This window comes from Streptomyces sp. NPDC043738 (assembly GCF_056436545.1).
Genome location: NZ_JBWKCJ010000045.1, coordinates 29,545 through 49,665, shown reverse-complemented (window position 1 = coordinate 49,665; position 20,121 = coordinate 29,545). Strand labels below are relative to the sequence as shown.

The 20,121-nt window shown below is 66.4% G+C and carries 16 protein-coding genes and 2 pseudogenes; 12 read left to right on the top strand and 6 right to left on the bottom strand.

Annotation, left to right across the window (positions count from 1 at the left end; all coding sequences use genetic code 11):
- Positions 1 to 104: 104 nt before the first annotated feature.
- From AC0680_RS35870 to eccE, 3 genes are all read right to left on the bottom strand, one after another.
- Positions 105 to 2,897, bottom strand: coding sequence for an SCO5717 family growth-regulating ATPase (locus AC0680_RS35870; protein ID WP_478637221.1), 2,793 nt, complete (start codon positions 2,895 to 2,897; stop codon positions 105 to 107).
- Between the two features lie 333 nt (positions 2,898 to 3,230).
- Positions 3,231 to 4,070, bottom strand: coding sequence for a hypothetical protein (locus tag AC0680_RS35865; protein WP_478637220.1), 840 nt, complete (start codon positions 4,068 to 4,070; stop codon positions 3,231 to 3,233).
- The gene (eccE, locus tag AC0680_RS35860) at positions 4,070 to 5,296 is read right to left on the bottom strand and encodes a type VII secretion protein EccE (protein ID WP_478637219.1); all 1,227 of its coding nucleotides are present in this window, start codon (positions 5,294 to 5,296) and stop codon (positions 4,070 to 4,072) included. The genes AC0680_RS35865 and eccE overlap by 1 nt, the downstream gene beginning before the upstream one ends.
- A gap of 347 nt (positions 5,297 to 5,643) precedes the next feature.
- Between eccE and AC0680_RS35855 the strand changes: the two genes are divergently transcribed.
- The 7 genes from AC0680_RS35855 to AC0680_RS35825 all read left to right on the top strand — a co-directional run bounded on the left by AC0680_RS35855 (position 5,644) and on the right by AC0680_RS35825 (position 13,273).
- Entirely contained in the window at positions 5,644 to 7,293 is a 1,650-nt protein-coding gene (locus AC0680_RS35855) for a type VII secretion protein EccB (RefSeq protein ID WP_478637218.1), read from the top strand.
- 329 nt (positions 7,294 to 7,622) lie between these two features.
- On the top strand, positions 7,623 to 7,946 hold the full coding sequence (locus AC0680_RS35850; RefSeq protein ID WP_384442253.1) for a WXG100 family type VII secretion target: 324 nt from the start codon (positions 7,623 to 7,625) through the stop codon (positions 7,944 to 7,946).
- 122 nt (positions 7,947 to 8,068) lie between these two features.
- Positions 8,069 to 8,362 (top strand): WXG100 family type VII secretion target, encoded by a 294-nt coding sequence (locus AC0680_RS35845; RefSeq protein WP_384442256.1) that lies wholly within the window; start codon positions 8,069 to 8,071, stop codon positions 8,360 to 8,362.
- A gap of 208 nt (positions 8,363 to 8,570) precedes the next feature.
- Positions 8,571 to 9,845: a type VII secretion-associated serine protease mycosin gene (gene mycP / locus AC0680_RS35840; RefSeq protein ID WP_478637217.1), complete on the top strand. Its 1,275-nt coding sequence runs from the start codon at positions 8,571 to 8,573 to the stop codon at positions 9,843 to 9,845.
- Positions 9,846 to 9,847: 2 nt separating this feature from the next.
- Positions 9,848 to 10,153: a hypothetical protein gene (locus AC0680_RS35835; protein ID WP_478637216.1), complete on the top strand. Its 306-nt coding sequence runs from the start codon at positions 9,848 to 9,850 to the stop codon at positions 10,151 to 10,153.
- Between the two features lie 63 nt (positions 10,154 to 10,216).
- Positions 10,217 to 11,842: a WXG100 family type VII secretion target gene (locus AC0680_RS35830; protein WP_478637215.1), complete on the top strand. Its 1,626-nt coding sequence runs from the start codon at positions 10,217 to 10,219 to the stop codon at positions 11,840 to 11,842.
- 96 nt (positions 11,843 to 11,938) lie between these two features.
- On the top strand, positions 11,939 to 13,273 hold the full coding sequence (locus AC0680_RS35825; RefSeq protein ID WP_478637214.1) for a S8 family serine peptidase: 1,335 nt from the start codon (positions 11,939 to 11,941) through the stop codon (positions 13,271 to 13,273).
- Here AC0680_RS35825 and AC0680_RS35820 read toward each other — a convergent pair.
- Positions 13,210 to 13,503, bottom strand: a complete 294-nt coding sequence (locus AC0680_RS35820; RefSeq protein WP_478637223.1) for a DUF397 domain-containing protein — start codon at positions 13,501 to 13,503, stop codon at positions 13,210 to 13,212. The two genes, AC0680_RS35825 and AC0680_RS35820, sit on opposite strands and share 64 nt — an antisense overlap.
- 112 nt (positions 13,504 to 13,615) lie before the next feature.
- Positions 13,616 to 14,440, bottom strand: a pseudogene (locus AC0680_RS35815) (helix-turn-helix domain-containing protein).
- A gap of 489 nt (positions 14,441 to 14,929) precedes the next feature.
- On the opposite strand from AC0680_RS35815, the gene AC0680_RS35810 reads away from it, so the two are divergent.
- Entirely contained in the window at positions 14,930 to 15,403 is a 474-nt protein-coding gene (locus AC0680_RS35810; RefSeq protein WP_478637213.1) for an RICIN domain-containing protein, read from the top strand.
- Between the two features lie 388 nt (positions 15,404 to 15,791).
- Here AC0680_RS35810 and AC0680_RS35805 read toward each other — a convergent pair.
- Positions 15,792 to 16,019, bottom strand: a pseudogene (locus tag AC0680_RS35805) (hypothetical protein); the annotation flags it as partial.
- On the opposite strand from AC0680_RS35805, the gene AC0680_RS35800 reads away from it, so the two are divergent.
- The 4 genes from AC0680_RS35800 to AC0680_RS35785 all read left to right on the top strand — a co-directional run bounded on the left by AC0680_RS35800 (position 15,961) and on the right by AC0680_RS35785 (position 19,681).
- Positions 15,961 to 16,836 (top strand): ATP-binding protein, encoded by an 876-nt coding sequence (locus tag AC0680_RS35800; protein WP_478637222.1) that lies wholly within the window; start codon positions 15,961 to 15,963, stop codon positions 16,834 to 16,836. The pseudogene AC0680_RS35805 and the gene AC0680_RS35800 sit on opposite strands and share 59 nt — an antisense overlap.
- Before the next feature lie 903 nt (positions 16,837 to 17,739).
- On the top strand, positions 17,740 to 18,147 hold the full coding sequence (locus AC0680_RS35795; protein ID WP_478637212.1) for a hypothetical protein: 408 nt from the start codon (positions 17,740 to 17,742) through the stop codon (positions 18,145 to 18,147).
- A 72-nt stretch (positions 18,148 to 18,219) separates the two neighbouring features.
- Positions 18,220 to 19,389 (top strand): WXG100 family type VII secretion target, encoded by a 1,170-nt coding sequence (locus AC0680_RS35790; RefSeq protein ID WP_478637211.1) that lies wholly within the window; start codon positions 18,220 to 18,222, stop codon positions 19,387 to 19,389.
- 19 nt (positions 19,390 to 19,408) lie between these two features.
- On the top strand, positions 19,409 to 19,681 hold the full coding sequence (locus AC0680_RS35785) for a hypothetical protein (protein WP_478637210.1): 273 nt from the start codon (positions 19,409 to 19,411) through the stop codon (positions 19,679 to 19,681).
- Positions 19,682 to 20,121 lie beyond the last annotated feature (440 nt).

Genomic DNA, 20,121 nt, shown 5'->3' with positions numbered 1-20,121 from the left:
CCCCCCCCCCCCCCCCCCCCCCCCCCCCCCCCCCCCCCCCCCCCCCCCCCCCCCCCCCCCCCCCCCCCCCCCCCCCCCCCCCCCCCCCCCCCGCTACGCACGCCTCACTGCGGAGGCGGCTGCTGCTGCCAGCCCTGTCCCAGGCCCGGCTGCTCCGGTGCGGGAGCGTCCGGCGCGGGCTGTTGCTGCTGCCAGTGGGCCGGCGGCTGGGCGGGCTGCTGGGTCCAACCACCCTGCTGCGGCGGGTAGCCGGCCGGCGGCTGGCCCTGCTGCGGATGCTGCTGCCCCTGCTGGGGCTGGCCCTGGCCCTGCTGCGGCTGGCCCTGCTGGGCGGCGTACTGCTGCTGCGCGTACGGGTCGCCGCCCATCTGCTGCTGCGCGTACGGGTCGCCCCCCATCTGCTGCTGGGGGTACATGCCCTGTGCCTGCTGCGCCCGCGCGAAGTCCTCGGCCACCAGGGCGGAGAGGTTGAAGTACGCCTCGCGGGTCTTGGGCCGCATCATGTCGAGGTCGACCTCGGCACCGGCGGCCAGGTGCTCGTCGAAGGGGACGACGACCACACCGCGGCAGCGGGTCTCGAAGTGCGACACGATGTCGTCGATCTTGATCATCTTGCCGGTCTCACGGACACCGGAGATGACCGTGATGCCGCGCTGCACCAGGTCGGCGTAGCCGTGCGCGGACAGCCAGTCCAAGGTGGTGCTGGCACTGCTGGCACCGTCCACGGACGGGGTGGAGATGATGATCAGCTGGTCGGCGAGGTCGAGGACACCGCGCATCGCGCTGTAGAGCAGACCCGTACCCGAGTCGGTCAGGATGATCGGGTACTGCTTGCCGAGGACGTCGATCGCCCGCCGGTAGTCGTCGTCGTTGAAGGTCGTCGAGACGGCCGGGTCGACGTCGTTGGCGAGGATCTCCAGACCCGAGGGGGCCTGCGAGGTGAACCGGCGGATGTCCATGTAGCTGTGCAGATGCGGGATCGACTGCACCAGGTCACGGATGGTCGCACCGGTCTCGCGGCGCACCCGTCGGCCGAGCGTGCCGGCGTCGGGGTTGGCGTCGATCGCCAGGATCTTGTCCTGCCGCTCGGAGGCGAGCGTGGAGCCGAGGGCCGTGGTCGTGGTGGTCTTGCCGACACCGCCCTTGAGGCTGATCACCGCGATCCGGTAGCACGACATCACCGGCGTACGGATCAGCTCCAGCTTGCGCTGCCGCTCGGCCTCCTCCTTCTTCGCACCCAGCTTGAACTTGGACGGCTGGGCGTTGGCGCCCGGCTTGCGCTTCTTGGGCTGGTTGCGCAGCAGCCGGTCGGAGGTCAGCTCGACGGCGGCGCTGTAACCGAGCGGTGCACCCGGGGCGGCACGCTGCTGCGGCTGCTGCTGACCCGGCTGCGAGTACGAGGCGTAGTTCGCCGCGGCGTTCGGGTCACCGGCCTGCTGGCCGGGGAGCGGCTGGTACTGCTGGGCTTGTTGGGCCTGAGCTGCCTGCTGAGCCTGCTGAGCCTGCTGGGCCTGAGCTGCCTGCTGGGCCTGCTGCGCCTGAGCTGCCTGCTGCGCGGCCGCTTGCTGCGCCTGCGCCGCCTGCTGCTGGCCGTAGCCGGGCTGCGCCTGCTGACCCTGCTGCGGGTAGCCCTGCGCGGCACCGGTCTGCGGGTAGCCGTACGCGCCCTGCTGCGCGGGGGCGTTGGGGTGCTGCTGTGCCTGCTGCGGGTGCTGTGCCTGCTGCTGGCCCTGCTGCGGGTATCCGTACGCGGGCTGCGGATAGCCGTACGCGCCCTGCTGCTGCGGCTGCTGACCCTGTTGCGGGTAGCCGGCCTGCTGGGGCTGGGCGGCCTGCGGGTAACCGGCCTGCGGCTGGGCCTGCTGCGGCTGCTGCTGGATGGGTGCCTGCGGGTGGCCCTGCTGGGGCTGCTGGGCGGCCTGGGGCTGCTGACCGGCCTGCTGCTGCGCCTGAGCCGTCCGCGGGTCCGCGGGCTGGAACTCCGGCGGCAGCGGCGGCAGCCCGCCCTGCCCCGGCACACCCTGCTGCTGACCGTCCGCCGCGGCGCCCCACGGAGCACCCTGCTGCGGCACGCCCTGCGCAGGCGCCGCCTGTTGGGGCACGCCCTGCTGGGGAACGCCCTGGGGGGCGGTCTGCTGCGGCACACCCTGCTGAGGGATGCCCTGCTGCGGCACACCCTGCTGGGGCGCGCCCTGCGGCTGCTGCTGGCCCTGGGCGGCCTGTACCGGCTGCGCGGGCTGGGCCGCGGCCTCCGGGCCCGGCTGGGGGGCGGCAGCGGCCTCAGCGGCCGGTGCGGCCCCCTGGGCGGGGGAGTTGGCCGGTGCGGTCTCCGGCTGCGGTGCCTCTTCGGACGGCACGGCCTCCGGCTCGGCCGAGGTGGCTGCGGTCGGCTCGTCGTCGTCTTCGTCGTCGTCCCAGAGCGAGGCCGAGGGGTCGACGGTGCCGGAACGCTGATTGCCGGAAGCGGCGGCGTCGTTCGCGGCCGGCGCGGCGTCCGCGGGAGCCTCCGGCGCGGCCTGGGGAGCGGCGGCCGGCGCGGCGCCACCGTCGTCCTGCGGGCGCAGCGTCGGGAACCCGGGCGGCGCGGCGTCCACCGGCGCCGGGGCCACCGGCGCGCCCTGCTGGGCGACTCCGGGCACCGGCGCACCCTGTGCGGGCCCCGCCGGCGACTGGCCCGTGGGCGGCCCGGGAGGCTGCGCCGTGGCGGGCGGAGTGGTGGGTGAAGGCGCAGGAGGAGCCGAGGGAGAGGCCGTGGCGCTCGCGCCGCCACTGGTGTCGTTGCTCGCGTACCAGGCCGGAGCGGCAAAATCGATCTTGAACTCGCCGGTCAGGTCGAACTCGGACTGGTCGTCGTCAGGATCGTTTCCGTCCGGACGGAAAGCCTCCTGCTCGTTCACTGTGCCTCCTGGTGTACTGCAACGCACCTGAACGGCAGGACCGGATACAGGCGGATCGTTCGGGTGTAGCGGAAGTCGGAACACACCACCCGGGGTTGCGCCAACACTAACTGTCTCCATCCCCGTGTCGACTGCCGTCGTGCCGTGCTCCGCGGCTGTCCCATACAGCCTAATCAACAGTCGGCCCATAACGGCAGTCGATGTCATGTCGTCTTCAAGCCCCATCGGCACACACGCACGGGCGCATCCGAGGATGCGCCCGTGAGAGTGTGCCCGCGGCCGGCTGCGTGTGCGGGGCACCCGGCCCCGCGGTCAACCGGCCCGCGCAGCCGGTCAGTCCATGCGTCGCGGCCCGCCGAGCAGGTTGGTCTCCGCCTCCGTCGGCTGGGTCATGACGAACTGGTGGCTGCCGTCACGCGAGCACCACAGCATGGCGTTGTCGCTGAGCGTCGGCAGCACCGCACCGACCTGTTCCGGCAGCCGCATGATTCGCGTCACAACCTCCGCCTCCTCGGGCGAAAGCCGCTGCAGACCGACCAGATCGGCGCGGCCGAGCATCTGCGGCGACCGCGGTCCGAGGAACGGCAGCACGGTCAGCACCGACTGCCAGGGGCTCGGGGCGAGCTGATTGCGCGGCGGACGCGCGCCCATGTCGCGTACGACCAGCACGGGGCTGGAAACCGACGGTCCCTGCGGCGCGATCTGGCGCACTTCGTGGACCGAGACGCACTGCTGCCCGCCGCCCGCGCTCTGCGCCATCTGGCCCCAGGCCGGCGGCCGCGCCGTCTCGACCGCGACCCGGGCGCCGACGGCGACCGTGCGCAGCGCCAGGATCTGCGCCATCCACATGCTGCCGACCAGTGCGATCTCCATCGGCGCGGGGCGCAGCAGGCTCAGCACGGCGGGCTGGTTCTGCGGGTCGATGCCGATGATCACGCCGTCGTCGCCGACCGGCAGCGTCAGCGCGCCGAGCGACTCGGCCGTCAGGACGTGCGGGCTGCGCCGCGGGCCGCGCAGGCCGTAGCCGGGCCGGAACTTCGGACCGGTCGGACCCGTCTCTTCCTCTTCCGGGCGCGGCTGGTGGTTGAGCCGGCGGGCGCCGCCCGCGCCGGCCAGCGGGGGGTTGCGCCAGCCGTCGCTGCTGGCGCGGGGCTGATACGTGGGAGAGGCCATCAGCGGGTACCTCCGAGGGGGAGCGTGGCCAGCAGGCCGGGCAGCTGTTCGCGGTCGAGACGTACGAGCCCGACCTTCACGGAACTGGAACGGCGCTCCAACTCGGTCTGTGCGGCGGAGAGTTCGTTCTCACTGCGGGTGGAGAGGCGGACGTAGCCCGAGATGGCGGGGGCGCGGCCACCGCCGTGGGTGGCGGTCAGCGCGAAGGTGCTGGCCATCGCCCTGGTGCTGGTCAGCAGCTGGGTGACGGCCGCCAGCGGCGCACCGCCCTGGCCCAGTTGGGGCCACCGGCCGATCCAGTACGTGGAGTGCCAGCGGTCGTCGCAGCGCAGCGCCCGGGTCGTCTCCTGGGTGCGCCGGGCCGCCCGGCCGTCCCGCCCCATCGCGCCGTTGGCGGCCCGCGGGCTGACGCACACCGCGGTGCCGATCGCGGCCACGACCTCGCGCTCGTCGAGCACCCTGGCCCGTACGCCGTGCGCGGTCAGCCGGCTGACGAGCTGGTCGGCGGCGCGCAGCAGCGAGCGCTTGGCGCCCTCCACACCGCCGCCGCGGGCCTCGATGGCCTCCGAGCACAGCTCCGGGTCGAGCTTGAGCGCGATCCAGGTCAGCTGGATGGCCGGGGTCTGGGACTGGGCCTGCAGCGGCGCGTACGACCGGGCCGCGACGGCCTGTTCGGGCAGGTGCGGCGCCGGCGCGGGCTGGGTGTACTGCACGAACTGCACCGACTCGAGGTGGATGTCCTCGATGTCGAGAGCGGTGTGCAGCACCTCCAGGGGCAGCATGTGGCTGCCGCGCTGCGGCCGCAGCGGTTCGTCGCGGGCGTCCACCTGCACGAGGGCCGTCAGGAACGTGCCGTCCCCGACGAATCCGATCGCGCGCTGGTCCGCCTCCGTCGTGTACTCGTAGGTCCGCAGCGCCGGCTCGCACTCCACGACGGGTGCGAGCGCCGGGTCGACGCCCTGTGTGGCGGCGAGGTTGGCGGCGCTCTCCTTGCCGCGGCGCTTCATGGCGCGCACGGTGGTGATCCACTCCGGCAGCGGGATCTTGCGGCGCCGGCCGAGCGCGAAGACGACCAGCACGGCCGCCACCACGACGGCCGCGGTCAGCGCGGCGGGGTGGATCGTCCAGCCGACCAGCACCAGTGCGGCGGCGAGTTCGATGATGGCCAGCTGCTGAACGCGGACTCCGCCGATCGTTCCGGCCTGTTGGCGCAGTCGCGGTGCCACCGGACCGGCCGAGCGGGCTGAGGAACCCCGGCCGCCATTTCCTCTGTTGCCCCGAGCTGTGCCGTTTTGGCCAGCATTTCCCGCGTTTTGCGGTGCAGCGGAAGGCTGTTGCTGCTGTTGCCGCCCATTGCGGCGTCGAGCCCTGGTGGCGCTGGACATCCCCCGGCCTGCTCCTCTACTGGTGATCTGGTGCCTCTAGGCGTATCGGTCGCCGCTGAGACTGGTGCGTTGGAAGGTGGCACCCGTACCGTACGGGTCGATCGACACACGGCATAGTAGAGGGCGCTACGGCGTGAGTGCCGGGGGCGGTTCGATGTGGATCCAACAGGCGGGGAGAGAAAGCAACAATGGCATCACGTCGGGACGAGCTGAATGCGTATTCGTTCGCTCGAAAGCGCACGAATGCGGCATTTCTGAAGCCGCTGCCGAACGGTTCGATCGAAAGCGCTCCCAGACCACTCAAGGCCGTGGTGCCGAGCATCGTGGTGGGCGTCCTGATTCTGGTCGGATTCGGTGCCTGCGGCATCATCAAGCCGGTTGCTCCGCAGGGGTGGGACGAAGTCGGGGCGAATCTGCTCGTAGGGAGCGACTCCACCACGCGCTATGTGGTTCTGCCCAATGACGCCAATGGCAAGAGCCAGAAACTGCTGCACCCCGTCCTGAACCTCGCATCGGCGAAGCTGCTCCTCAATCCCGACAAGTTCAACGTGGTCAAGGTCAAGGAATCCGAGCTGGACGGGAAGCTCGCACACGGCCCGGCCGTCGGAATTCCGTATGCGCCCGACCGGCTCCCCTCCGCCAAGGAAGTCGACAAGCCGAAGTACTGGGCGGTGTGCGACCGCCCGGGCAGCGGTGAGAAAAGCAAGCCCCAGCAGGCGGTGTTCGTGCTGGCCGGCAAGGACAAGGAACTCGTCGACGACCCCAAGAAGGGCAAGCTCGACCTGCACGGGGCGCTCTACGTCGAGGACCCCAAGGGCAAGCGGTGGCTGGTCGACCAGTACGGCATGGCCTTCCAGTTCGACGCCACGCTGGGCGGACAGATCGCGACGGCGCAGAGCCCGGAGAAGACCAACCTCGACCTTCAGCGCATCATCTTCGGGGAGAACGCCGAACCCCAGAAGGTCACCGCGGAGTTCATGGCGACGCTCATCAAGAGCCCCGTCCCGATCGCCATGCCCCGCATCGCGAATGCCGGTAAGCGGACCGTCGCCATGGGCGTGCCGGACAAATTCCAGACCATCGGCACGGTGCTGCAGACCAACGAGGGGCAGCAGAAGTACGTCGTCCAGGCCGACGGCGTCTACAAGGTGTCGAACTTCGTCGCGAAGCTCCTGCTGGAGGGCCAGAACGCGAAGGACATGAACGCGGGCGGCGGTGCGCTGAAGGCCGAGAACGTCTCCACCTCGAGCATCACGCCGAAGCCGGACGAGGCGGGCCGCGCCCAGTCCTACCTGGGCAAGATCCCGAACACCGACATCGACATGCCCTGGCCGACCGACGTCGTCTCCGCCGCGAACGACTTCAAGAACGGCTCGTCCGGCGGCCTGGGCTCGCCCACGGGCAGCGGTGTCTCCTGCAGCGTCTACAAGGGCACCAACACCAAGCTCCCGGGCGAAGCGAACAAGCTGCTCGGGCACCCCAACGGTGTGCCGAACATGCAGACCTGGGTCGGCAAGGACTACCCGGCCAAGATCGCCCCGGGCGCCGGCTCGTACGTCACCCCCGGCAGCGGCCTGCTGTACCGGCAGGTGTCCGCCCCCTCCGCCACGTCCGGAAGCCTCTTCCTGGTCACCGACACCGGCCTTCGCTACGCCATCCCGGAGAACAACGACGGCGGCAGCAAGGCCGGCAAGGCGGACCAGGAGCAGGGTCAGTCGCAGCTCCGCCTCGGCTACAAGGGAGCGCACCCGCCGCTGATCCAGAAGACCTGGTCCGAGCTGCTCTCCGCGGGCCCGTCGCTGGACGTCAACAGCGCCAAAAAGCCGCAGTCCTCGTGATTGGCGGAGGCCGCGCCGAAATCCGTATCACGGCTTTCGGCGCGGCTTCTCGCCGTGTGACGACCGACGATCTCCAGGCGATCTTCTCTTTGCCGGCGACTTTCCAGATCTGACCGATAGCGCCGCATCTGCCCGAATTCACCGAACGGCGTTTCCTGGGCGGGGAGTTGACAATGTTGTGATCCCGTCACAAGACCCCGCCCCCCTGTTGGGGACAGGGGTGCCGAGTGGTTAAAGTGGTCGAAGGCGTCAGCAGGAGATGCCGACCACGCAAGCCGGCTAGCCGGTGCGGCGCGGAAAACGTACGAGTCTCATGGGGGACGTTGACTATGGCTGGTCAGCAGTACACAACCACCGAGGAGGAGATGGTCGCGTTCAGCGGCAAGATCTCCTCGGTCAACCAGTCGATCCAGGGCGAGATCTCGCGCCTGAACACGGTCGTCGACACCATCACGTCTGGGTGGAAGGGTGCTGCGGCCTCCTCGTACAACCAGCTCCAGTCGCAGGTGAACGAGGACGCCAACCGTCTCAACCAGCTCCTGGGTGAGATCAAGGAAGCGATCGACGAGACCACGAAGAACTACTCCGCCTCCGAAGAGGAGCAGGCGCAGTCGATCACGCACATCTCCGCCTCGGCTTCCCCGTTCGGATGATGGGGCCGCGTCGCTGACCGCGGCGCACGGCTCAGTCGCCGCAGCACGGGCCAGCCGGCACTCGCCGCCGGCCCGCTGCGGCATGTGAATCGACCAGCATCATCTACTCCTGAGGAGACACCATGTCAGGCCAGATCCTCGTTAATTTCGCGACGATCTCGCAGGCCAGCTCCGACGTGCGCGGTACGGCCAACAACATCCGCCAGCAGCTCGACGACCTCGAGGCGGGCGTCAAGAAGATCGCCGCCAGCTGGGAAGGTGCGGCGCAGGAGGGCTACCAGGCCCGCCAGCGCGAGTGGGACCAGCGCGCCGCCTCCCTGCACTCGACGCTCGAAGCCATCGCCAAGGCGCTGGACCAGGCCGCCCAGAACTACCAGGCCACCGAGCACAAGAACTCGGGCATCTGGGGAGCCTGACCTCGCGTTAGCGCAGGTACGGATGGCGATCGGCTGAGCAGCCCAGACGGCTCGCACAGTGGTCAATGAGGGCGAGCGCGCTGCACCAGTGCGCTCGCCCTTCTGCCGTCCACACCACGCCTCATCGAACTTCCTCCCGACCGCCTCAATCTCCGCCGTTTCCTCACTCTTTTCTTCCCCACCCCTCGCCCCGCCTATTCCGCCACACATGGAGAGCAGACAACCCGTGGGATCTCGCGCCATTGGTCATCGAACCGGGCACCGTCGCCGAGCGGCGGGCGCACTGGTTACGGCGGCGTGCATTGTCGGACTGACGAGCGTCACCGCCGCGCCGGCGGTCGCGGACGAGAACGTGCCGCTCAACAGCGGTGAATGCAAGTTCGGCACCGACAACATCAAAGAGACCCCCTGGTCGCTGCAGCGCCTGCTGACCAATCAGATGTGGGCTTCCGGTAAGGGCGAGGGCATCCGTGTCGGCGTCATCGACACGGGTATCGATGCGGGCAACAGGCAGCTCGAAGGCGCCATCGGCAGCGGCGGCATGACTCTGGTCAAGGGAAAGCCGACCGACGACAAGGTCGGCCACGGAACCAAGGTGGCGGGCATTATCGCGGCCCGCCCGATAGCGGGTTCCGGTTTCTACGGAATCGCGCCCGGCGCAAAGGTCATTCCGTACCAGCAGACCTCGGAGGAGAAGGCCGGCACCGCCGACAGCCTCGCCAAGGCCATCCGTAAGGCCGTCGACGACAAAGTCAGCATCATCAACATCTCCCAGGGAACCGGCGCCGACCGAGACCTGCTGCCCACCCTCGAGCAAGCGGTCAGCTACGCCGAGAAGAACAAGGTCCTCATCGTCGCCTCCGCCGGCAACGGCGGCGCCGACGGCGGTGAGAAGAGCATGTACCCCGCGGCCTACTCGGACGACTACTCCAACGTCCTCGCGGTGGCCGCCTCGGACCGCAACAACGAGCGCGCGCCGTTCTCCCAGTCCGGGAAGTTCGTCCAGATCGCCGCACCGGGCGTCGACATGGTCTCCACGGTCCCCGACGGCGGCAACTGCGTCGACCAGGGCACCAGCTTCGCCGCGCCCTATGTCACGGGAGCCGCGGCCCTGCTGAAGGCGAAGCACAAGGACTGGACCCCGCAGCAGCTCATCTGGCACCTGGAGCAGACCGCCGAGCGCGTGAACCGGGACCGGAACGACTTCATCGGCTGGGGCGTGGTCGACCCGGTGGCGGCCCTCAACGACAACACCGAGCCCACCGGCCCGCCGAAGCCGGACAAGCCCTCCGGAGTGGCTGACGGCTCCAACATCCACCCGGCCGCGGTCAGCATCGGCGAAAGCGCCGAGGACCGGCGTGCCCGCATTTCCATCTACATTGTCGGCGGCGGACTACTCGCCGTCGGCACGGTGGTTGGCTGCGCCATCGCGATTCGCGACTGGCGACGTAAAAGTGGTTTCAGCACTAACGGGGAGGCTTAATCATGGCCGAGTACGGCGTAGACCTGGACGCATTGGAAGAGGTCGTAAGGGAGCTCAACAGGGTCCTCAAGCAGATGGGCGACGAGACGAGCACGGCCGCGAGCAGCACCTACCTGCCGAAGGGATCCCTGGGAGACAACTTCACCGAGGTGAGCGAGCTCTATGGCGCTCACGCGAAGGTCAAGGCTGACATCGACAAGATGATGAAGCGGGTCGAGGGCCTCGTTGATACGTTCGGGAAGAAGTCGGCCAAGGTCAGGGACGCGTACCAGGACGCCGAAGCAGACAACAGCATGAACCTGAAGTGACATCACCCGGCGGATCGCAGGTGACAGATGGGACATGTTCGATGATGGAGTGGGGGACAGCAGATGGCATCGAAGGAAACTGAATTCAAGCCGGGGCAAGTTCATGTGCCGAAGACGAGCACGACGCCGGCCAAGGGGTCGGGTGAGGCCCAAGAACAAGGTCCCGCGATCCTCAAGAGTCGCCCGCAGTTCACTGAAAAGGAGCTCGGCGACCTCAAGGCGATGGTGGCAGGAGCCAACCCGGGCGAAGTAGGTAACGTCGCTGAGGGCTGGAAGAAGGTTCGCATCGCCCTCGTCGGCGAGGACTGGCACAGTGGCATCAAGAAGCAGTTCGATGACGCAGTGACGAAGGTTCTGAAAACCTGGCATGGTTCCTCCGCCGATCAGTTCACTAAGGCGGCGCAAGGAATCAGCGAGGACTTCGGGAACCTTGCGACGTACCCGCACATCACCGGTCATGTCCTGCAGCAGGTCAGCGAGAACCTCTCGGCAGCCAAGAATGCCGTCGAGGACATCGAAGAGCCTGACTGGTTGGATGACCTGAAAGACAAGGTCGGTGACTCGGCGGGGTCTATGCTAAAGGGCTCAGTAGTCGGAACCTACTTCGGCGGACCGGGCGCCGGCACCGTGATCGGCGGGGTTGTGGGCTTCTTTTCTGGCGGGCGCGATGACTCACAGCTGAAGGCTGACCTCAAAAACCCGAACATGACCATCGGGGATGCCGCTGCCAAGAACTCAAGCAACATCGACCCTGACAAGCAGGCTTCGCTGTTGGCTGCTCACTACATGGAGCAGCTGGCGACTACGTATCGGGCTGGGTCGAATGCCTTGGCCAAGGGGGACGTAAAGGTCGACGACGGCGGCCGGATCCAGCGGCCAGAAGACACTGATGGTGGCGGGGCCATTGGAGGCATTGCGCCATTTGTCCCGCCCGGGTCCGGCCCGAAGGGCGGTGCGACGGCACCGAAGATCCCGGGCATGAAGGGCGGCGGATACACGACTCCGCAGCCGATGGAACCGCCGCGTGTGGACGGAATCGGCGGTGGGATCGGCAGCATGCCCAAGTCCCCCGCACCTCACGTTGGTACCGGGCTTGACGGCCTCTCCGGGGGGACTGGTCTCGGCACCGGAAGCATCGGTGGCGGTGGTGGTGGCGTAGGCACCGGTGGCTTGGGTGCAGGCTCCGGCGGTCCCCACGGTGGCTCAGGTTCGGGTATCGGCACCCCGGGCATGCCGGGCATGGGTGGTGGCGTCGGTGGCGCACGAGGCGGTGGCGCTGGCGGCGTACGCGGCGGTGGCGCCGGTGCTGGAGCGGGCGCCCGCGGCGCTCGTGCCGGCATGCCGGGCATGGCTGGTGCCGCAGGAGCCGGAGCCAAGGGTGGTGCCAAGGGTGCGGGCGCTGGTAAGGGGGGCGCACTCGCTCGCCAGAAGGGCGGCATCATCGGCGGGAAGGCTGGCAAGGCCGGCGGCGGTACGCAAGGAGGCTCGGGTCTGCACCGCAGCCGCGGCGGCACGCAGCAGGGCGCCGCAGGTGGCCGCCGTCCGGCTGGGATGATGGGTGGACCCGGCGCTCACGGCGCCAAGGGCAAGGACAAGGCCAACGAGAACGGCCAGCGTCCTGACTACCTGGTAGAGGATGAGGAGACCTGGACGCCGGAGCGTAATGTGGCGCCCAAGGTCATCGAGTAGGGGCCGGCCAGCCAAGATCAAGTGATCGGCGGAATCGAAGCGGGGCCCGCAGTCTTCGGGCTGTGGGCCCCACCTTGTTAGGGAGAGGTGTACGGCATGAGCTTCACGCGAACGCTGCGTGCAGTGGGCGGCGCGGTGGTGGCGGGAGCACTGCTCTTCGGCGCCGCCCCGACCGCTTTGGCAGATGAGATCAGGGACGCTCAGTGGCCGCTCAAGGCATTTGACGCTGAGAGCGTATGGAAGGAATCGACGGGCAAGGGCGTCACGGTCGGGCTAATCGATGATCCCGTCTACGGCAACCATCCGGACCTGAAAGGGAATGTGCTTCCGGGGAAGAGTTTCATTGATGGTGGGCGTGCTGATCAGGAGAGTTCAAAAGATCATGGAACTGCGATGGCATCCATCATCGCCGGGCATGGGCATGGGACAGGCGATTCCGACGGCGTGATGGGCCTCGCGCCAGATGCGAAGATTCTGCCCGTCGGGGACCCAGATTTCGGAGCCGGGGTGGATAACTCCGGCCTTGGTGGCAGGATTAAGTACGCAGTCGATCACGGTGCATCAATCATCAACATGTCGATCGTACCTTCGTCCCTATCTTCTGAGGATAAAGAGGCGCTGGCCTACGCGAGACAGAAGGATGTCCTGGTTGTAGCTGGTGCAGGGAACGACGGGGAGACTAAGCTGGGGGAATTGGCTTCGTACCCTGGAGTCGTCGCCGTGGGAGCTGCGGACAAAACTGGGGAAATCTGGGCTAAGTCCAACTCGGGTAGCCAGTTGATGCTCTCGGCTCCTGGCGTCCAGATCACCTCTGGTTCTTCGGCGAGGTCGGACTACCCTTATCGGCGGGGGACTGGTACCTCTGACTCCACAGCATATGTTTCAGCCGCTGCGGCACTCCTGCGTTCGAAGTTCCCTGACCTCACCGCCGGTCAGATCGCCAACCGTCTCGTCAAGACGGCTGCTCTCCCCAAGGGCAAGGAAGATCTGCAGCTGCCCGACCCGCACTATGGATATGGCGTCATCCGGCCCTACAGTGCGCTGACACAAGACATTCCGGCTGGGTCCAAGAATGGCCCACTGAAGACTCCTAAGACGGACCCGGCCGGTGGAGCAACTGCTCCCGGTGCATCGGGTGGGGACCAGGCAAGCGAGAAGGAAGACAGTGGACTCGGCACCGGTGCCATTGTGGGCATTGCAGCCGGACTTCTCGTCGTTGTCGGGATCATCGCCATCGTCATCGTTGTGTCCCGGAAGAAGAACGGCCGCAACGGCCCGCCCCCCGGCGGCCCCGGTGGTTTCGGCGGTCCTGGTGGCCCCGGGTTCCCGCAGCAGCCCGGTCCGTACGCGCAGCAGCCTGGGCCGTATCAGCACCAGCCCGGAGGTCCGACCTTCCCGCCGGCGCCGCCCACCCAGCCCCCGGGGCAGTGAGGCTGTGATGTAGAGCAAGCGGAAACGCAACGGCCATGTTTTGGGGTCCGTGGCCTTCGGGCTGCGGACCCCGAAACATTTGCAGGAAAAGAGAGTTCGGAAAGCTGCCCGGCTGGGCCCGGCCGGGCAGGTGCTCTACCCGCCTGCGGTATGGCAAAGTCGATGAATGCGGTCCAGGCAGCGGGCGGCACGGTCAGCGCGGGCCATGTGATGTCCTTCGAGTCACGGATGTGGACAGCAGTGGCGGTAGCTGCGCACTCGACGCACTCGCCGCTTCCTCACTGCTGTAGCTGCTCTTGAACGAGGCCAACTTGGGCATGGCCCACACCGTCTCCTCTGTGTTCATGCTTCTCCCAGCAACTTCTCGACAGAGGCCAGCGATTCGCGCGATGTGAGCGCTTGTGCTCTCAGGTCCCATACTTGTTCTCAAGGCTCGCACTGCATCCCGGCCAGTGTGGACACGGCTCACGTTGTGCACTTCTACGTGGGCGATCCTGCGCCCTTCCTTGGTCTCGATCAAGGTGAAGGGGCCAGCAAGGCCCGCGTTCTCGTCTCGGTTGAGGGGCATGACCTGGACCTCGACGGTCTTCCTCTGGCCGACGAGGAGAATCAGTTCCAACTGGCCTCGCAGCACGTCTCGTCCGCCGACGGTGCGCAGCAGTACTGACTCGTCGATGACAAGCTCGACAGTGGCGTCGGACGGTGTAGGAAGATCTCCTGCCGTGCAAGGCGTGCGGCCACGCGCTGTTCGAGGATCTCCTCGCCCAATGGTGGCCTCATCATCCCGAACACCGCACGCGCGTATTCCTCCGCCTGCAACAGTCCCGGCACTGCCTGTGTCGCGTACACATGCAACCCCACCGCCGTGCCTCCGATCGCGCCGCATCCCGAAAGGAGGCCGGATATTGCGCCCTCGCCACCTCCTCCGTCATCTCCGTGAGGACGCCGTGCGCCCCAGCACCTCGTCCGTCTTGTCGATGAACTTGGGCGGTGGGATGCGCCGCCTCTGCTCGAACGAGGCGATGGTCGCGGGGGAGTAGCCCGTCTTCGCGCCGAATTCGTGGCGTTCTATCCCTGTCCATTCCCGCAGCCGCTTGAGCTGCCGCCCAAACACCTGCAGGTTCCCGATCCGGTTTCGTACTCGGCCTGCTGACCGTCGTCTTCCATGTCCGCCATGTGTGCCATGTGCCCCACTTTCCGGGGTAGTGCCACCCGCTGCGTACCCCCGCTTCCCCCGCACGTACAACGCACCGTGGTCAGCGCATCACTCCTCGTCAAATCAACGCCATGACGGGAGGGTTGCCCCAAGAACCGCACAGCGCGCACCTTCGGCGCATTTTCCCCACTTAGAGCTCGTAACACGATCTTGGTCGTGTCGTCGAGGCATCGCGTTCGTCGGATCCATACTGGGCCGCTCTGGCGACCGCCAAGCTACGGACTGGCCCTGGAGGCCGGCGCTCTCTGGCGGCCTGATTGTCTCTTGGCGATGCGGCTCGGGCTTCCGATACTTTCTGTGGCATGAGTGACAGCTTCGACGTAGCGCCTTCTCTCGGACCTTCAGGAGTCGTCACGGGTTCTCCCAATTTTCAGACGGAGACGGTGGTGTTCGGGGGTCCTGTTGAGGTATCTCTGAAAACCACTGTAAGGAAACCCCCAGTGCGCCGCCCGACCCGGAGAGCCTTCGCCGCCCTCGTCGCCGCAGCCGGCCTCGCCCTCACCCTCCTCACCCCCACACCCGCCTCGGCTGCCACCGCCACCAGCCGCTTCGCGAACTACCGCTACGGTGACTGCCTGCGCGAGACTTCCGAAACCGGCCTCAAGAGCGACCGCTGCACCACCGGACGCGGCAGCCTCCTATGGCAGTGGAACGGCCGCCTCAACACCAGCACCACTCTTAAGAACAACTTCTGGGGCCGCTGCCTCGACAGCAATGACCGGGGCGACGTCTACCCCCTGCGCTGTAACGGCGGCTCATACCAGAAGTGGCGCACCGTCCAGCCCGCCGCCCGCAGCGCCATCATGCTCCAAAGCGTCGGCACGGGCTACTGCCTCTACCAGCAGGGCAACGGCTACTACCGCACTGCCCGCTGCGACCGAGGCGCTCAGAACCAGCGCTTCACCATCGGCTGAACGGATCTCCCGACCGCTTCAAGATGGTTCTCTGCCCCGGGCAAGCTGCTGCGCCAAGATGGCCCGGGCGTCCCCAGTTGGCTTCACGTCCGGGGCCGGAGTCGCGCCGATTTGGATGCGATCTGCCCCGCCGTTCCTGGGCGGTGGTCCCTGGGATATACCGAGTCACTCAGCTCCGAGCCGCTGCCCTTCTGATCTGCTGCGGACCTTCTTGAGGCGTCTCCAGCAGATGAGGCCGCAGGCGAGGAGACGAGAGCGTCGTGCAGGTCGAGGTGTCGTTCCCAGCGGACAGCCAGGCGCTTGAAGTGGTGCAGGAGCGAGAAGGTCTGCTCGACGACATAGCGGAGCTTGCCCAGGCCCTTGATGTTGGGGGCGCCCTTGCGGGAGATCACCGACAGGATCCGGCGCTTGCGCAGCTCGTGCCGGTTGGGGTTGCTGTCGTAGCCCTTAGCGCGTCGGGGCGCCTACGCGGCCGGCCGGGCTTTCCGGCCACGGGCGGGATGCCGTCGACCAGCGCCAGGGGCTGAGTGACGTCGTTGACGTTGGCCGCGGTGGTGATGACCTTGAACGGGGTGCCCTTCCCGTCGCAGATCAGATGGTTTTTACTGCCCGTCTTTCCGCGGCCGACGGGTGACGGGCCGGTCGCCTCGCTCCCTTTTTTTCACGCGGATGTGGGAGGTATCCACGCAGGCCCGGGTCCAGTCCAGGGCGTCGGCCGCGTGCAACTCGGCGAGCAGGATGCCATGCAGCGTCTCGAAGACGCCGGCCTCATGCACCGACCTAGCCGGCGCCAGCACGTCTGTCCGGAGCCGAACCCCAGCTCCAGCGGCAGCAGTTGCCAACTGACGTTGTTGCAGAGCACGTACAGGATGCCCTGCGGTGAGTGCGCGATCCGGTCTACGTCCACACCGCGTGGCGCCCGGCTGACCCGTCGGCTGGTTTCGCATTGTCTTGACGAGTGGGGGTACTCCTACGAGAGCGAAATCAATGAGTCCGTGACCGCCATCGTTGGCGAGCTCGCCGCCAACGCCGTGCGGCATGGCCACGTCGCTGGGCGGGATTTCGCGCTGCGCCTGACGGTCTCCGTGGTGGCGGGCACGCTCCGCTTCCGTGTGGAGATGTCCGATACGCGTGGTGAGAGGCTGCCTTCGGTTACCCCGGCTAACCCTGCCGCTTCGGCCGACGGAGGCGAGATGGCGGATCCGTGCGGCGTGCTCGCGGAAAGCGGTCGCGGGCTGCTGATCATCGGGTGCCTCACGGCTGGATGGGGTGTTGTCCCGCGGTCGGGTGGTCCGGGCAAGACCGTCTGGGCAGAGTTCGCCGCGGCGAGTGCGGGCCAGAAGGCTGAGGGGGCCGTGAGCACTTCGGATGAGGCGGAACAGGCCGACGTGGGCCGGTGGAAGAAGTCGGAGGAAGGCGGCTACGTTGGGTGAGGGCGATGGCTCCGCCATCGCCTCGGTTCTGTCGTCGCCCCGGCTCAGCCGAAGACCGTGCGGACCTGGTCTGTGACGGACGAGTGGACCGTGTCGGTGGCCGCCCAGGCCCCGTCGCCGAGATCGCTGCGACGGCGGCAAGGGCAAGAACCAGCCCACAAGGGGCAGCGTCCTGACTACCTGGTAGAGGGTGAGGAGACCTGGGCGTCACAGCGTGATGTGGCGCCCAGGTCATTGAGTAGGACCTGACGGCAAGCATTCGGCGAAACACGATGGGGCTGCAGTCTTCGAGTTGCGGGCCCCATCTTGCTGCGGAGAGGTGTTACCGCACGAGCTTCACGCGAACGCTGCTTGCAGTGGGCTGCACTGTGGTGGCAGAGCAGTGCTCTTCGGCTCCGCCCCAGCTGCTTCGGCGGATCACATCAGAGCTCCCCCGCCAGGCACCCCAGAAGCGCATCGTAAGTGGCAGCAAGATCGCAATGAAGTTTTAAAAACTGACCAAAGCAGATAAATCATCGATATCGCCTGAACTGTCCAATCCCGGCGATGCGTACCGGGCCAACGACGCCAACGAGGGGAGCGGATTGACGTGAATTCATCTGCTTGTCGGTGAGGCGCGAGCGATTCGTGTATGGTGATCAGCCGGCCTAAAAGCTGGGGAGTTTTGTGCTGGGCCAAACTGCACGGTCAACCATGCGCATCGGTACGCTTTGGAAAGATAATGAAGACGCTAATCTGGATAGCTAAGCAGGCGTCTCCAAGCTCCGCGATTCTACTGATCGATCATTCAATCCCGGGGCATTTGTAGCGGTCAGGCCAAAGAGGCATTCGAGTTTGTCTGCGGCATGAGCGACGTTGTGCCGCAGATTAACTCCGTCATTCAAATGAATTAATGGGGGGCTCATGGCTGACAATCAACCCAAGCAGGTAGACGATTCGGAATTTCTGGAAATAACCGGAGATCCGGCTGCGGCCCAGGTCATGCGCAAAGGGCTGGAACAGCTCGCAAAAGGGGGCGCCGGAGACACTTTGAAGGAGATGGCGGAAGAAGTTGTATCCGGCCGCGTTGGCCTGCGCGAAGCAGTAAATATTCCTGCGTACTCGGATCAGTTGATCGAGAAGTTTCATGCTTTCAAGCAGGACTGGGACTCACTCTCCGAAATGGAGCGTGAGCGGCGAGCCGTTGATGGGGAAAGATTTCTCGAGGATCAACGTCGTGAGCTTGAAGCGTCTGAACAGGAGAAGCGTGCCGCTACCGGGCAGCGCAGCGCCAAGGCGCGTCACGACGGCAGCTCTTGGTCACTGTACTAACGAATAGGTGGGACACCAACTCAGGAACGTTGCGGTGGAACGAATGCGCGAGAATCGGGGGAAGGCATAACAATGAGCTTCAAGGTAAATCCTGCGGACATCGAAGGCTTCGCCAAGCTGATTGGCCGGGCTGCCGAAGACGTGCAGGAAAGTCTTTCGTACATCGATAATGAGGCGAACGGGGACGGCTTCGATGTACAGCAAGGGCTCGTCGGCGAACTATGGCAGGGCGCCTACGGGAATCACACGGCGCGTGTTCAGGAAGTCAAGAGTTTTCTGCGCAAGGTCAGGGAGCTCCTGGATGCTTCTGGTGCGGAACTCAAGAGGTCGGCCAAATATTATCAGGCGACTGATCAGGAGCAAGCGGCAAAAATCGATTCCACGTACCCTGGATCCAAGCGTGGAAAGCCGGACGATGGCCTGACCTCCGTAAACGGCGGAGACTTTCGGGACGTCAATGATGCGCGGAGCAAGCTGAAGCCTCTGGAGGCAGATCCAGCTGCGTTTGACTTTGTCGGAAAGGCGCAGGACTGGGCACAGGGGCATGCGGACGAATTCCAGTTCAACGCACCCCTCAAGACTATGAGCGCAGGGCTTGACGTGTTCAGCCCATCAGCATTGGCCATGGAAGGTTGCAAGCTGCTATTGGGTGTCGACCCCTTCGGCGAAATTGCTTCCCTCATTGGCGGGGACTGGGAAGGGTACATGAAATGTGCCGGGCTATGGGGGAACTTGGCGGAGTGCTGTCGCTCGGTGGCCGCAAATATCAACCACGGAAATGCGTCGATAGCAGTCACTTGGACCGGGAACGCGGCAGACGCGGCATGTGTTTACTTTGAAGAGATTGCCAATCTCCTGGGCGCTGCTGCCGAGTCATTCGATTCCTTGAAGAGGAACTATGAGTCGGTGGCTAGCACTGCGTTCGGGGTGTCGGAGACGGCGAAGTGGGGTCTGGGATTCATCGCTGACTGGGCGATCGAGGCTATTATTGCCTGGGCGGCGGGAACGGCTGCGGCGGAGACGGGTGTCGGCCTCATCGGAACTGCGGCGGCGTACGCTGTGGTGGCAAAGCGCGCTATCGATGCACTCAAAATGTACGAGCACATCATCAAGGCGATCGACGGTGCAGTATCGTTCGTCAAGTTGGGTTACATAGAAATGGGACGAGAAACGACCACCATGCAGGCGAAGGTGAAAAAGTTCCCCGCCCCCGAGAAGAGCTATGACAATGCAGTGGTGTGACCTGGAGGGATCAGGATCCATGAGCGCTGATCAGGCAGATGAGGCAACGCCGTGGAGGTACGCGAAGGCCATTGTCATCACTGCCGCGATGACAACCATCGGTGTTGTGGCTTGCGTGACCCAACCTGAAGGCTGGAGGAATCCCGGTCTTGTTGTGTTCACCGTTGCCTGTGCCCTTTCCATGGTCCTGGCTCTCCTGGCGTGGCGCAGAGGAAAAATGTCGCTGAGCATTCTGGCGGTGGCGATCACCATCGCCGTACCGCTTATTGAGAAGGCTGTCTATTCCTGGTGAAACAGCCATCCTGCCTCTGGAACGCCTTGGACGGTACGGGGTCTCCTGCTCCGCTGCCCAGGCCAGCCCAGCCCTGCCGGGTCTTGCCACCGTCAAAGATGGACAGGACCTTCGGTTTGTAGGGCGCCCCTGACTAGTCGTGTCGAAAGTGCTCACCGGCGGTGGCTGGTGTGTGTCAGCCGAAGACCGGGCGGACCTCGTCTGTGACGGTGGAGCGAACCGCGCCCGCGGCCTCTGGGTTGTTCGTGGCGGCGCCGCCGGTGCGGTTCCTGCAATCCCGTCCCTGACATCGCAGCGTACGGCCACAGCGCGAAAGTCGAAACGCCGCCGCGTCCCCCCCAAGGGGGGGAGGGGGGGGGGGGGGGGTGGTCCCGAGCCGAGGTGGGCGGGGGGGGGCCCAGGAGGAGTCTTGAGAGGGAAAGGCTCCGCCAACCCCCTTG